General features: G+C 56.9%; 16 protein-coding genes. 9 read left to right on the forward strand and 7 right to left on the reverse strand.

Annotated features, from left to right (window positions below; genetic code table 11):
• Window positions 1–35: 35 nt before the first annotated feature.
• The 5 genes from ACP0GE_RS16045 to ACP0GE_RS16065 all read left to right on the forward strand — a co-directional run bounded on the left by ACP0GE_RS16045 (window position 36) and on the right by ACP0GE_RS16065 (window position 2887).
• The gene (locus tag ACP0GE_RS16045; RefSeq protein WP_424832918.1) at window positions 36–1178 is read left to right on the forward strand and encodes a Hint domain-containing protein; all 1143 of its coding nucleotides are present in this window, start codon (window positions 36–38) and stop codon (window positions 1176–1178) included.
• A 169-nt stretch (window positions 1179–1347) separates the two neighbouring features.
• Window positions 1348–1635 (forward strand): 50S ribosomal protein L28, encoded by a 288-nt coding sequence (gene rpmB / locus ACP0GE_RS16050; protein WP_424832919.1) that lies wholly within the window; start codon window positions 1348–1350, stop codon window positions 1633–1635.
• A gap of 181 nt (window positions 1636–1816) precedes the next feature.
• Window positions 1817–1966 carry a hypothetical protein gene (locus ACP0GE_RS16055; protein WP_424832920.1) on the forward strand — a complete coding sequence of 50 codons (150 nt, stop codon included), beginning with the start codon at window positions 1817–1819 and terminating at the stop codon, window positions 1964–1966.
• 68 nt (window positions 1967–2034) lie between these two features.
• On the forward strand, window positions 2035–2385 hold the full coding sequence (locus ACP0GE_RS16060; RefSeq protein ID WP_424832921.1) for a hypothetical protein: 351 nt from the start codon (window positions 2035–2037) through the stop codon (window positions 2383–2385).
• A 37-nt stretch (window positions 2386–2422) separates the two neighbouring features.
• A complete protein-coding gene (locus ACP0GE_RS16065) occupies window positions 2423–2887 on the forward strand; it encodes a copper chaperone PCu(A)C (protein ID WP_424832922.1) in 465 nt (154 codons plus the stop codon).
• Window positions 2888–2961: 74 nt separating this feature from the next.
• On the opposite strand, the gene ACP0GE_RS16070 is transcribed toward ACP0GE_RS16065, so the two are convergent.
• Entirely contained in the window at window positions 2962–3222 is a 261-nt protein-coding gene (locus ACP0GE_RS16070) for a DUF308 domain-containing protein (RefSeq protein WP_424833862.1), read from the reverse strand.
• A 415-nt stretch (window positions 3223–3637) separates the two neighbouring features.
• On the opposite strand from ACP0GE_RS16070, the gene ltrA reads away from it, so the two are divergent.
• On the forward strand, window positions 3638–4975 hold the full coding sequence (gene ltrA / locus ACP0GE_RS16075; protein WP_424832923.1) for a group II intron reverse transcriptase/maturase: 1338 nt from the start codon (window positions 3638–3640) through the stop codon (window positions 4973–4975).
• A gap of 159 nt (window positions 4976–5134) precedes the next feature.
• Here the strand turns inward: ltrA and ACP0GE_RS16080 are convergent, their stop codons facing one another.
• Together ACP0GE_RS16080 and ACP0GE_RS16085 are read right to left on the reverse strand one after the other, a co-directional pair.
• Window positions 5135–5560, reverse strand: a complete 426-nt coding sequence (locus ACP0GE_RS16080) for an HdeD family acid-resistance protein (RefSeq protein ID WP_424832924.1) — start codon at window positions 5558–5560, stop codon at window positions 5135–5137.
• Window positions 5561–5629: 69 nt separating this feature from the next.
• Window positions 5630–6325: an NAD-dependent deacylase gene (locus tag ACP0GE_RS16085; RefSeq protein ID WP_424832925.1), complete on the reverse strand. Its 696-nt coding sequence runs from the start codon at window positions 6323–6325 to the stop codon at window positions 5630–5632.
• A gap of 28 nt (window positions 6326–6353) precedes the next feature.
• Between ACP0GE_RS16085 and ACP0GE_RS16090 the strand changes: the two genes are divergently transcribed.
• Window positions 6354–6797, forward strand: a complete 444-nt coding sequence (locus tag ACP0GE_RS16090) for a low molecular weight protein-tyrosine-phosphatase (protein WP_424832926.1) — start codon at window positions 6354–6356, stop codon at window positions 6795–6797.
• On the opposite strand, the gene ACP0GE_RS16095 is transcribed toward ACP0GE_RS16090, so the two are convergent.
• From ACP0GE_RS16095 to ACP0GE_RS16105, 3 genes are all read right to left on the reverse strand, one after another.
• Window positions 6794–7735 (reverse strand): LysR family transcriptional regulator, encoded by a 942-nt coding sequence (locus ACP0GE_RS16095; protein ID WP_424833863.1) that lies wholly within the window; start codon window positions 7733–7735, stop codon window positions 6794–6796. The two genes, ACP0GE_RS16090 and ACP0GE_RS16095, sit on opposite strands and share 4 nt — an antisense overlap.
• Window positions 7736–7801: 66 nt before the next feature.
• Window positions 7802–8110 carry a hypothetical protein gene (locus tag ACP0GE_RS16100; protein WP_424832927.1) on the reverse strand — a complete coding sequence of 103 codons (309 nt, stop codon included), beginning with the start codon at window positions 8108–8110 and terminating at the stop codon, window positions 7802–7804.
• Between the two features lie 164 nt (window positions 8111–8274).
• Window positions 8275–9429, reverse strand: coding sequence for a hypothetical protein (locus tag ACP0GE_RS16105; protein ID WP_424832928.1), 1155 nt, complete (start codon window positions 9427–9429; stop codon window positions 8275–8277).
• 48 nt (window positions 9430–9477) lie between these two features.
• Here ACP0GE_RS16105 and lepA point away from each other — a divergent pair, with 48 nt between their 5' ends.
• On the forward strand, window positions 9478–11277 hold the full coding sequence (lepA, locus tag ACP0GE_RS16110; RefSeq protein ID WP_424832929.1) for a translation elongation factor 4: 1800 nt from the start codon (window positions 9478–9480) through the stop codon (window positions 11275–11277).
• A 34-nt stretch (window positions 11278–11311) separates the two neighbouring features.
• Here lepA and ACP0GE_RS16115 read toward each other — a convergent pair whose 3' ends face one another.
• Window positions 11312–11929, reverse strand: coding sequence for a hypothetical protein (locus ACP0GE_RS16115; RefSeq protein WP_424832930.1), 618 nt, complete (start codon window positions 11927–11929; stop codon window positions 11312–11314).
• A gap of 682 nt (window positions 11930–12611) precedes the next feature.
• Here ACP0GE_RS16115 and ACP0GE_RS16120 point away from each other — a divergent pair.
• A complete protein-coding gene (locus ACP0GE_RS16120) occupies window positions 12612–13061 on the forward strand; it encodes a hypothetical protein (protein ID WP_424832931.1) in 450 nt (149 codons plus the stop codon).
• Window positions 13062–13744 lie beyond the last annotated feature (683 nt).

Consider the following 13744-nt stretch of genomic DNA (forward strand, 5'->3'; position numbering starts at 1 on the left):
AATGTTTTTGGCCGCCGATGACGGAGCCGTAACCCATGCCCAATATCAACGGGACAACCGGCAACGACAATATCGATGTCACGGATGACAACGGAACCCTGAACGGCACGCCGCAGGGGACACCGATAGATAATGTCAGGGGGCGTAATGGCGATGACCAGATTGATGTCACGGACAGCACGATTCCAAATAACGTCCTCGGCAACGGTGGCAGCGATACGATCACGGTAACCGACAGCACAGTCGGGGGGCGCCTGACCGGTGGGTCAGGGTCGGACGTGATTACTGTCACTGGCTCCACGGTTGGTGATCTGCGGCTTGGCAGTGGTAATGACACCCTGAATTTCAGCAGCACGGATGTCGCCGGAACGATCCAGGGCGGTGCGGGAACGGATCAGTTAAATCTTCCCACCGGTACAGTTGTGGTGGATGACACACACGGAACTTTCACGGTTCTGGATGGTGTCAGCTATTCACTGTCCAGCGGATCCTTCACGTTGCCGTCCGGCAAAACCGCCGGCTACGCGGGGTTCGAAACGGGGACGGGTGTTACGTGTTTTACCTATGGCACCGAGATATTGACGCAAAATGGACCGATGCCGATACAGGATTTGAGCGTTGGTGACCTGATCCCAACCCTGGGGGAAGGCATGCGCCCCATTCTCTGGATCGGACGTCGAAAGCTGACCGCTGCGATGTTGCATGAGAATCCAAAGCTCCGACCGGTGCGCATTCTGGCCGGTGCGCTGGGCGAGGGTCTTCCCCGGCGCGATCTTGTGGTGTCGCGGCAGCATCGGATGTTGGTGCAATCCAGAATCGCGCGGCGCATGTTTGGCACCAGCGAGGTACTGGTCCCTGCGATCAAGTTAACCGTTCTGCCCGGGATTTTCGTGGATGAACACGCTGAGAGCGTCGAATATTTTCATCTGCTCTTCGACAAGCATCAGGTGATCTTTGCCGAAGATGCTCCAACTGAAAGCCTGTATACCGGGCCCGAAGCGCTAAAGTCTCTCAGCTCTGAGTCACGGCAGGAAATTTTCACGATTTTTCCCGAGTTGGCCGAACTTGACTATGTCGCAAACCCGGCCCGCCCGATCCCGCGGGGGCGATTGCAGGCACAGCTGATTGCCAGGCATCTGAAGAATAACAAACCCCTGTTGCAGACCCCGGTCATTTAGGGAAAAAGGAAATCTACGCCTGCTTAAAGATTTCGCCGCAGCCGTCTTGACCCTTGTCGCGATTCCCACTACACGCATCCAACCAGTTTTCGGGCGCGACTTCGGGTTGCGCCCCTTGTGATTTGGCCGCAGGCATCTTGCCCGGCCTCCAGAAACAAAGGAAGAAACCATGTCGCGCCGTTGCGAACTGACCGGAAAAGGCCCGATGACTGGCAACAATGTCAGCCACGCCAAAAACAGAACTCGTCGTCGTTTTCTGCCGAACTTGAACGACGTTACCCTGCAGTCGGAAACCCTGGGTCGTGGCGTCAAGCTGCGTATCTCGGCCGCTGCCCTGCGTTCGGTTGACCACCGTGGTGGTCTGGACGCGTTCCTGGCCAAAGCCAAGGATGAAGAGCTGTCCGCAAACGCTCTGAAAGTGAAAAAGGAAATCGTCAAGGCACAAGCCTCGGCCTAAGCCTTACTTTCTTGTTGAATGCTTAAGCCCCGCACCCGATGGTGTGGGGTTTTTCGTTTCCGTCTTCTCTCCAGCAATTATTAATTAATTATTAAATCCGTTCCGTTGGTGATCTTGTTCACATATCGGGGTCTGAATGTGAGTTAAGTTTGCTCATATTCAAATTGGCGGAGACATTTCAATGCCTACAAAAGTCTTTGATTTCCTGACTCTGCTGCCCGCATTTCTGGGCAAAGCTCTTGGCACCTGCACTCGAATGCAGCAGCGGGTCAATCGGCAACATAACAGTCTGACCGTTGAAACGGTCAAACGCCCCGGGCTGGATAACTGACGCATCGCCGCAGGGCTGCGATCAGCGATTGAAGCCCGGGGTTTCCCTGACTTATACCTCTGACCAGCATGACGGCTGTTATTCGCATCACTTTATCGATGGCATTGTCTGTGCTGGTCATCTTGACTGGCCAGGGCGTCGCGGCCTCGCGCGGTGTGGACCGCGCTGTCGGTCAGATGGTGTTGTGCACCGGAACTGGCCCGGTCGTCGTTTATATGGACGAAGAGGGGCAGCCCACCCGCGCACCGCATTATTGCCCCGACTACGTTCTGTCCTTGCTTGGCGCGGTTTTGGACCCGCAGGTGGACATGCCACAGCCTCCTGAGACGCCGCGCCATACGGTTCTTCTGAACGCAGATGGGTTGATCGCTGCCCCTGTACCGCAAACTCCTGCGCGCGCGCCGCCTGCCTTGGTCTGACCCAACGAGAAAATCAGACATATCAAGGAGAGGCTAAATGTCCTTCAAATCCACAATTCTGTCCTCACTCGCAGCAGTTTCCCTGGCCGCAACCGCCTGGGCCGGAAGCGAAATCAAGGTCGATGACGCCTATGCCCGTTCATCTGGAAAAAACGCCAAAGCAGGCGCAGCTTTCATGATGATCGTTAATCAGGGTGAAGCCGACGACCGGCTGATCGGGGTGCAATCAGAGGTCGCCGCACGGGTTGAGCTGCACACTCACAAGATCGATGACGCTGGCGTGGCCAAAATGGTCCATGTCGAAGAAGGTTTTGTCATACCCGCAGGCGAGGGCCACATGCTGAAACGCGGCGGCGACCACGTGATGTTCATGGGGTTGACCGAACCATTTGAACATGGCGAGACAGTGCCGGTCACGCTGATCTTTGAGCAAGCCGGTGAAGTGAAGGTCGAGATCCCGGTTGATCTGGAACGCAAAGAAGACGGCGCGCATTCCCACTGAGGGTACGCCTGTCTTCGGGCCGCAAAAACAGCCCTCATCCACGCGTCAGACCGGGCTATGCCCGGTCTGTTGCGTTATCGGTTGACGGAGCGCATCCCAAGGCGGTCACCCGCACGTTTGAAGCGTGCGGCCAGGAAAAACATGACCACGGCAATCGCCAAAGCTGAGAAGGCGATAGCCCAGCCCAATGCCACAAGGCCGCTACCGGGCCAAAACATCAGCACCAAGCCAATCGCCAGGGCTGCCAGGCCAGAGTTGCGTGTGCGCCGTGGAAAGGCGCGTTTTCCTAGCGGGTGCGAATCCCGCCTAACAATTGTCGCTTCGGTTGGTAGCAGCCTGAGCGGATCACGGAGGTAACGACATGGTCTGAAGCACTCAGGTAGAAGGGTTGCGAGAGCAACTCAGCGACCATGCGGGCCGGAACGCGAGTGAACGCCGAGCAGGCCTCGAAAAGGTTAATGCGGGAGACGACCCACCACGTATCTGGGGAAGTCCGACGACAGACTGGGAAGCAAGCGACATACGCACCAGTCTGTTCCCGCCGGGGTATTGGCGTCGGCACGTATGGAAGATGGAAAACGTGGCAACACGGGAAGCCCTGTCGGTGGCGCGCGCACGCCAACCGGTTCCCCGCAAGGGACAGACCGGGCCGACAGGGTGGCGGACAGGCCCGTAGTACCGAGGACGCCGGGTAATGCCGGTCGAGGAAAGGGGCCTGACTTCAGAAGAGTATGGAGAAGGAAGCAAGGCATGACCACTGGTCAAAACCTAACAGGGTCACAACGTGTTCAGAAACTCCAGACCATGCTACATGCGAAAGCGAAGGAAGAACCCGACCGGCGCTTTCACGCCCTCATCGACAAGGTGTGGCGAATGGACTTTCTAACGGAAGCCTGGGACAGGGTGCGCCTGAATGGCGGCTCCGCCGGGGTGGACAGAGAGACAGTCGACCACATCGAAGCGTATGGCGTGGAGCAATGGCTCGGGGAATTGTCGCAGGACTTGAAGGACGGAACCTACACACCAAAAGCGGTGCGACAGGTTCTGATCCCGAAGAAACAGCCCGGCCAGTTCCGGCCATTGGGCATTCCCTGCATACGGGACAGGGTGGCGCAGACATCGGCGACGCTTGTGCTTGAGCCGATCTTTGAGGCCGACCTGCAACCGGAGCAATATGCCTACCGACCGGAACGGAGCGCGACGGATGCGGTCAATCGCATTCATCGGCTTGTGAATACCGGACATAACGAGGTTGTAGACGGCGACTTGTCCAACTACTTCGGCGAAATCCCCCATGCCGAACTGATGAAGAGCATTGCCCGCCGCGTGAGCGATGGGCGGATGCTCGGCCTCATCAAGGCATGGCTGGAAATGCCGGTAGAAGAGGAGGACGGAAAGGGCGGCAAGCGCCGCTTGAACCGCGCCCGCCACGAGCGGAAGGGAACACCCCAAGGTGCCCCCATCTCACCGCTCCTCAGCAACCTTTACATGCGCCGGTTCATTCTGGGCTGGACAGTGCTGGGCTACGCCCGGCGCTTTCGGTCAGAGATCGTGAACTATGCGGACGACTTTTGTGTTCTCGGCAAGGCCCCGGCGGCAGAAATGCTGGCGGCGGTCAGGCAGATCATGGATAGCCTGAAGCTGGCGATCAACGACGACAAGACCCGATGCTTGCGATGCCCGGAAGAGGCGCTTGAGTTTCTGGGGTATCGCATCGGACGCAACTACCGCCCGCAGGGGGGTGCCTATATTGGCACCAAACCCAGCAAGGCGAGCGTCAAAAGCATCTGCCGTAAGATCAGTGCGCAGACCGCTGCAAAGTATGGGCTGATGAGTTCTGGGGATATGGTGCGCCGTCTCAACTGGATGCTGTCCGGCTGGGCGAACTATTACCACCTCGGACAAGTCAGTTCGGCCTATGCGGCGATTGATGCGCACACGACCAAGCGGCTGCGACAATGGCTCTGTCGAAAGCACAAGGTGAAAGCTGGGAAGTATGTGCGCTACCCGGACGAACGGCTGTGGAACACCTACGGCTTGCTACGCCTTGCGCCAATGACGAAGGGCCTTCCGTGGGCGAAGGCATGACCTGTCGGAAAGCCGGATGCGGGAAAGCCGCACGTCCGGTTTGATGAGCGGGGACGAGGAAACGTGGCCATGGTGAGGACTGAGGCACCGGCACTACGCGAAAGCCGCCGGATAACAGCTACTCCCCACACCTACAGCAGGGCGCGCCTCTCCCCGACTCTACACAATCATGCGTTCCGGATCCTGAGCATGCATCTGGGACAGCGCCATCATCGAACCGATCCCCATGACAAGCGCCCACGCACCCAGCAGGAAAAACGCCAGTCGGGCCGCGCCTTCGGGCCAGATCAGCAAGACCAGACCAATAAGCGCGGCGACAATGCCCGCACCGCCGATCACTCCGCGTCGTCCAAATCCGACCAGGGTCAGGCCGCCATCCAGGATTAGAAGAAACCCGACCAGCCGCAGCAACAGCGAGATGCTTCCAGTCGGCCAGAACAGCGCCGCGATCCCGACCACAGCGGCCAGCACGCCGCGCAACAGGAATGTCCACCACAGGCTTGCCAGATTGTCGCTGAGCGCGTCTCGCGAGCGCATGGTGGTCTCGTCCAGGATTTCACCGTCTTTTGCGTTTGGGTCTGTCATGTTCATCCCATCTCCAAAATCTGGCCGCAATCCAACCGATTGAGGCATAAACAATCTGTACCCACAGCCTTAGCGCTGACCAAGGAGTTTGTTCACCCAGCGTGGGACCGTTTCCGTAGCAGGCCCCAGAATTGTTTCGTCAAAACTTGAACTTCCAGCCGAAGGCTCAAGGTTCAGTTCGACGGTGCGGGCCCCACCTGCGATGGCTTCGTGGACAAAGGCTGCGGCCGGATAGACCTGACCCGACGTGCCTATGCTGGCGAAAATCCGAGCGTTGGCCAGGTGATCATAAATCACGTCCATCTGATACGGCATCTCGCCGAACCAGACGACATCAGGCCGCGCAGCCGGTGCGTGGCACGCAGGGCAGGGCTCACCCACGGCCATCTCTGGGGGCGCCGCCCACCTGTGACCGCAGGCGGCGCAAAGCGCGCCAGCCAGACTGCCGTGCATGTGAATGACGTCTTCGGCTCCACCTGCTTCGTGCAGACTGTCCACATTCTGGGTCACGATGATGACGTCGCCGGGCCAGTCCCTTTGCAGCCGGGCCAACGCGCTATGCGCCGCGTTTGGTTTTGCCTGGGCCGCGTGCGCCCGGCGGGCATTGTAGAACCCGTGCACCAGCGCAGGGTCGCGGGCGAAGCCCTCGGGCGTGGCCACGTCTTCGATGCGGTGTTGTGCCCACAAACCGCCTTCGTCCCGAAACGTGCTCAACCCGCTTTCCGCAGATATTCCGGCTCCTGTCAGAATGACGATCTTTTCCATACTTGTCTCACGCGCTAAAGCTTGCCCCATGACACACCGTATCCTTTTCGTCTGTTTGGGCAATATCTGCCGGTCCCCGGCCGCCGAGGGCGCCTTTCGGTCCCGCGCGCCGCATTTTGAAACAGATAGCGCAGGCACCTCGGGATGGCATGTCGGAGATCCACCTTACGGACCGATGCAAAACGCGGCATTGGTCCGCGGGATCGACCTTGGCGATCTGCGTGCGCGGCAGTTTTCGGCAGAGGATTTCCACAGGTTCGATCTGATCATCGGCATGGACGCGCGCAATATTGCCGATATCGAAGATTTGCGCCCTGCGGGGAATGAAACGCCCGTGCGCCTGTTAACGGATTTTGCGCCCGAAACCGGCGCGGAACATGTGCCCGACCCGTACTACACCCGCGATTTCGATGGTGCGCTGGATCTGATCGAAACAGCGGTCGAAGGGCTGAGGGCGCATCTGGACGACTAGTCTGATACTTTCAAACGTCCGCTCAGCCAGGGTAATTTTGTAATTGCCGGATCAATAATCTGGCTTTTCATAAGGCGTCGCATCATTCCCGCGACCTCCTGCGGGACCTGCCCGGCCAAGTCGGTGCGCGTGAACAGGGAAATCGTGCGCCCATGGTCTCCGAATGGGGCCGGATGTACGTCAAGCACGTCATGAAACCGGGTGGCGCGCATATAGCCCAGCGGGGTCGTGATGGCCCAACCAAGCCCGCGCGCCACCATGGCCATCAGCGCCAGGTGCGAACCGATCTCGAAGCGTTCCTCAAACTCCAGCTGTTGCCGGGCCAGATGACCTTCGATCTGCCGGCTGATTAGTTGCTCGCGCGCATAGCGTAGAAAGGGCAGATCGCGTGTTGGGTTTTCGATGGCCTTGGGAGTCACCAGAATGAACGGGTCCTGAACCAAAGGGTATTCTACCACCCCTTCAAACACCTCTCCGCTATGGGCCGAGACAACCATATGCAGGCGCTGCGCCTCGAGTTCCTCAAACAGGTCCAGACTGGGCAGAGTGATCAGTTTGAACTTTGACCGGGTCAGGCTGTCGGCCAGCAGGGTCGCCAGACGCGGTGTCAGATCATTATCGAAATCGTCGATCAACCCGATCGAGAGCGTGGTCAGATGACCCAGGTCCATAACGGTCAGTTCGCTTTGGGCCATTTGAAGTTCGGCCAGAACCGTCTCGGCGCGCGCCAGAAAGCTGCGCCCGGCCTGCGTCAGCCGCATCGGCCGCCGTCCGTGATCGACGAGATCGGTGCCCAAGGCCTTTTCCAGATTGCGCAACTGCTGGCTGACCGAAGGCTGGCTGAGCCCGGTGATCTCGGCCGCCTGTGCCACCGATCCCGTCCGCGCCAGCGCCTCGAACACCTCGAGGCCCCGCAGGGTCAGCCCTTTCATCACCATCGCACATACCTTTCGCTGCGCCATTTCTGGGGCGCAGGGCAGGTCAGGTCAAGGTTGCAGAAGGGCTTAGCTGCAGATTGCCTGCGCCATCTGGCCAAAGTTCTGATACCGATCCCACAACGCATCATCGCGCGCAGTCTGCGACATCTTCAGCTCCTGCGCCTGATGCGGGTCGCCGAACCATTTGGCCACGGTCTTCTGATCGCTGCTGGTGAGCGCCTGATTGGCGACGTGCTGAATGCAACTGCACCGCGCCCGCGTCGCCGCCTCGCGATCCGACGCCAAACACGCCTGCTTGATCTGCGCGGCGTCCGCAGCCGGAGCAACTGTTGTCAGCGATGCCGCACAAAATGCGATTAAGAGGAACTGTTTCATACTCGAGCCTCGTTTTTTGCCTGCCCGGACGGGTCTTTCGCCCCTCTCGGTCTGCGGCGGAGTATGAATCAAAGTGGATTCGGGATCAATCGGTGGGTTCAAAAAAGTGAATAGACGAGTCAGAAACACCCCACCCTGTAGGCCGGGATTCAGCCCGGCGCCCGTCATGAGAGGAACGGCAGCCACTCCTCCAAAGTTTCAATCAACGCTTCAATCTTCTCTGGATGTTTGGCGATGTAAGCATCCACGACAACGGTCGTACCTTTGGTGGTTCCAACTATGATTGCGGTGCCAACAGCTAAATTGACCTTTCGAGTACACCATTTGAGAAGGTCAATTAAACCGGATTTGAACTTAACCAGTATCGCCTGAATCCACTCGCGAGCAGGATTTTCCTGCTTCAACGCGGTCGAGAGTTCCTCTTTGGCTTCCCAAATCAGTGTTATTGCGCCGGACAAAGGCTTGTCTTGAATGCTCTCAGGAGGGTTGTTCCCGCCGATGCCATGGCGGGCAAGTCGCTTTGCCTCCAAGTGGACCTTGAGTTCAGCCAATGAAGATTCGACCTTCAACCGCGCTCGAACTCGCCTGATTTCATCAGCTATCGCATTCGGTCCAGCGTTCCAGATACTATTGTCAATCAATGCAATCTGTTTTTGGAGTTCCCAGTCCAAAGGTTGCCCATCAAAGTAACCTTGATACCAGCTTCGCCAAAACACCCATGGACCACTGTTAGGTACTTGGTCGAAATACCACATCGCACTTTTGTGGCTATCTGGGGGATCGTAGACGGAAAAAAGCGGCGAATAGAACGCTTGTTCATCCGTCGTTCCTTGCTCGTGGTCTTCCAGATCAGCCAATACCTGATTGATAACTTCGTTTTCTGGGAAGGCCAGTAGAGAGGCGTCGATGCTGCCCGCAACGAGCTCTGCACGGCGTCTCTCGCTATTCGTTCCAAAAAACTGAGCACAGCAATTTGCCATATGCACGACACTATCAAGCTGGTGCAACTTCATTTGCAATACTTCTTCCGAAGCGGCATCTCGGTTCGACAGGAAGTTCGGATACTTGCACCCGACTGCTGTGGAGATGGCGGCACGAAATGTACCAAGGATTATGAAATCGATATTTGGGGGGTCTTTTTCGACTAAAGCGACGAACATCCGAGGAAGCGAGCGAAGAAGGAGTCGAACGGATAGGGCCATCAGTACAGATTGTTCTTCGCCTATGAAATACGGGATAGTTTCCTTGGCTGCCTGATTGCCAAAAAGCATAGTGAATCCAGGTTCTGGAACTTGATCATCCCTGTCAAACCCAGTCATTGTATAGCACCTTGACCAACCCACGATTCCTCTACATATCCCCAACCCATGACAGACCTCGCTCATATCCGCAATTTCTCCATCGTCGCGCATATCGACCATGGCAAATCCACCCTTGCTGACCGGCTCATCCAAGAGACCGGAACGGTCAAGGATCGCGACATGAAGGAACAACTGCTCGACAGCATGGATATCGAGCGTGAGCGTGGCATCACCATCAAGGCCAACACGGTTCGCATCGACTATACCGCCGATAATGGCGAGCACTATGTGCTGAACCTGATCGACACCCCCGGCCACGTGGACTTTGCCTATGAGGTCAGCCGGTCGATGCGCGCGGTTGAGGGCTCTCTGCTGGTTGTGGACTCGACCCAAGGGGTTGAGGCGCAGACGCTGGCGAATGTCTATCAGGCCATCGACGCCGATCATGAGATCGTGCCGGTGCTGAACAAGATCGACCTGCCTGCGTCCGACTGTGACCGCGTGGCCGAACAGATCGAGGATGTGATCGGCATCGACGCGACCGACGCCATTCAGGTCAGCGCCAAGACCGGGCAGGGCATCCACGAGACGCTAGAGGCCATCGTGCAGCAACTGCCCGCACCGCAGGGCAATCTGGACGCACCGCTCAAGGCAATGCTGGTGGATTCGTGGTACGACGCCTATCTCGGCGTCATCGTTCTGGTCCGCATCATGGACGGCACGCTGAAAAAGGGCATGCGGGTCAAGTTCATGTCGAACGGCACCCTGCACCATGTCGATCGCGTCGGCGTCTTCCGCCCCGAGATGGAGATGGTCGACAGCCTCGGCCCAGGTGAGATCGGCTTCCTCACAGCCTCGATCAAACAGGTCCGCGACACCCGCGTCGGTGACACCATCACGAATGACCGCAACGGGACTGAAGTGGCGCTGGACGGCTTTAAGCCCGCGCAGCCGGTGGTGTTCTGTGGCCTCTTCCCCGTCGACAGTTCCGAATTCGAAGACCTGCGCGACGCGATCGACAAACTGGCCCTGAACGACGCCAGCTTCAGCTTTGAGATGGAAACCTCAGCCGCACTTGGCTTTGGCTTCCGCTGCGGCTTCCTTGGTCTTCTGCACCTTGAGGTCATCCGCGACCGCATCGAACGCGAATACGATATCGAGCTCATCACCACCGCGCCGTCGGTGATCTATCACGTCTACATGAAAGACGGCGAGATGATCGAGCTGCACAACCCCGCCGACATGCCCGACCCGTCGAAGGTCGACCATATCGAGGAGCCGCGGATCAAGGCGACCATTCTGGTGCCGGATGAATATCTCGGCGACGTGCTGAAACTCTGCCAGGACCGTCGCGGCATCCAGCTGGACCTGACCTATGCGGGCAGCCGCGCCATGGTCGTCTATGACCTGCCGCTGAACGAGGTCGTCTTTGACTTCTACGACCGCCTGAAATCGGTGACCAAGGGTTATGCGTCCTTCGACTATCAGATGACCGGCTATACCGAGGATAATCTGGTCAAGATGTCGGTGCTGGTGAATGATGAGCCGGTGGATGCGTTGTCGACCATGGTTCACCGCGACCGGGCCGAGATGCGGGGCCGGGCGATGTGCGAAAAGCTCAAAGACCTGATCCCGCGCCACATGTTCAAAATCCCGATCCAGGCCGCCATCGGAGGCAAGGTCATCGCCCGCGAGACCCTCTCGGCGCTGCGCAAGGACGTGACTGCGAAGTGCTACGGAGGCGATGCCACGCGGAAACGCAAACTGCTGGACAAGCAGAAGGCGGGGAAAAAGAAGATGCGCCAGTTCGGGAAGGTCGATATCCCGCAGGAGGCGTTTATTAGCGCGTTGAAGATGGATGGATGAGGCTGTTCATCTAAGTTCTTTCCAACGAAGTAGCCTAGTCAAGAGAAAACGCCGACAGTAAACCGTTCTTTTTCTGCTCCGATATTGTGGTATCCGAAATCTTCTTTCGGAGCGAGTTTCTCGCAGCATTTATTGCAACGATAAGTTCGTCAGATTTTTCGTATAACGTATCGTTTATCCTACTTGTCATATCGCTTTTGGGGCCGGTTAGCAGAGTCGAGCTAGAGAATTGCTCTCTGAGGTTGATAGCCATTACTTCATGATCATTCATGTAGTAGCGGTCAGCTTCCCCGCTGATGGCCCGCAAGCTAACATACACTGCGCAGTTGTTTCCACCTGTGTCATAGCCAAGAGCGCTAACTTCTATTGTGAAGAAGGCGTTGTCGTCAGCCGGCACAATATTCTCATAACCTGCAATAATTAAGTTCTTTTCAACGGCTGTTTTAGCCGCATTGGATTTTGTCCAGCAGCCGTCGGTGACTTGATCTCTTACTACTACTTCTATTTTTTGATCCTTGCGCAAAAGTGCGAGTGTGAGATTGACATCAAATGCGGTAAAGTCTGCAATTTCTGATGACACTAACGACGTTGTTGCAAAAAAGGCGACAAAAGCTAGAGAAAGACTATTCTTGAAGCGAAGAAAAGCACGCACAGAGTTATCCTCGATGTGAACAAATTCAGTGATAGTACTGTTTTGCTGTCAGTTTATGCGGTGAGGTTCAAGTCGTTTTGTTCTTATGATTTTTGAATGTGATTTTGGTTGTACTCCAGTACGCACTCCACCCGCCCGGCGGTACCCCGGAGCCGCGCCGAGCCGCCCCAGTCAAACCAAAGGTTTGTGTCCGGCAAAACGGGTGGCGCGTTTGTGCCTCCCCTCGGGTCGGCGCTGCCCTCTGTTCGGTCGATCAACCATCCCAAACATGTTTGCGCCCGGGGCTTTGCAGTTCGTGCTCCAAGGGCAATGCTCAAACATGAGAAAATAATGTCAAAATGATACTTGAGATTGTGCTCCAGCCTGTTAACCTTTGTTAACGTTTTGATTTATGGTTAAAACTGGAGTTTCAAATGCGTCATTTCTTTCTTGTGATGATCATTACTATTCTTACTGCAACGACAGTTAACGCACATGGTGGTGGCTGTCGGAAAGACTCGCCTCCGGGGAAATGCTGCCACGCGGGCTCGAAACCTTATCACTGTCACTGATACCTTTAGGGTCGGGTTAACCCCGTCCCGGATTTTGCCTCACCCTTAACCCTTCATGAAGTTTCCTTTAGGTAAGTTGTAACCCTCTCTCTCCCTTCCAATCTGTTCAGCAGATGAGATGGAGAGAGCCCATGACCAGATACATTACTGCCGGAGCAGCCGCTTTGGCCACGACCCTCACCCTTGCCACCTCGGCGCTGGCCGAGACCACGCCGGACCTGCGGGGGACGTGGTTGGGGACGTATACAACCGTCCAGCCCAGCCATTACTACAAGGGCGACGAGCCGCGCTTTAATCAGGCGGAATGGATGATCGACATCCAGCAACAGCAGGACAACGTGTTCTGGGGGCCCAGCAAATGGCGCAGTGTGAATGTCGATGAATGGCAGGAATACGAAGTCACCGGCACGATCAGTCTGGATGGCTCTGGCAAGATCGGGCTTGTCGAGACCTCTCCGCTGGTGATCGGTGCAAACGCGCTGATCGATGCGCGCTATGAAGACGGCAAGATTTACGCGGATTTCCGTAGCCTGCGAAACGGAACGACCTACAGCACCGTTCTGGAACGTCAGGTGAACTGAAGCGCCTCTGACCCGGTCGGTTTTAGAGGGTAAGAGCACCGGACCAACGGGGTACGGTGGTGTGTGATAGGTTACATCGGCCGGGGCAGAGCGCTTCTCAGTTCATGAAACCATCGTCTCCACAGGGAGGAGACGGGCCGGGCAGCCCCTACCTGTCTGCGATCGGATCCCAATTGCCTGGTGCGGCAGCGGCGCGTGTCGGGCAATCGGGCCTCGCGACCCTTCAGCGCGACCTCGCGGAGTGTTGGGGGTTTGCCCGGCCAGTATTCGAAATCCGGTGGAAGAGGATGCGAATCCCTGGCCCATTGATTCGACGAACTCAAGGGGGAGGTTGGGCGATTTTGCGGGTGAGAATTGTTCCGCGGGCACTTAAATCCGTTTGCACCTGCAGAAATTGGGGGGAAATGGGTGTTTTGATGATGTCTGAACTTTTCCGCGCTCAACCCTACGCGATCTCGCGCATTCTGGAGTTATCCACATTGCTACCCCTGCGGATATCAACAGCTTATCCACGCCTAATTTTTATGCTGCAGTGCTATTTTCTTGTCGGATCACAGCGTGAATGCAAAAGTCAGATCACCGCTTAGGTTCCTCGGGGCCAAGGCGGGATGCACAAGCCCAGGGGGCGCGGCGACGAAGACGGATTTTAGGATTTGCTCTAAGTTGCAGTGACTTACCGGTGG

The organism is Ruegeria sp. (assembly GCF_965243365.1).
GTDB lineage: Bacteria > Pseudomonadota > Alphaproteobacteria > Rhodobacterales > Rhodobacteraceae > Ruegeria.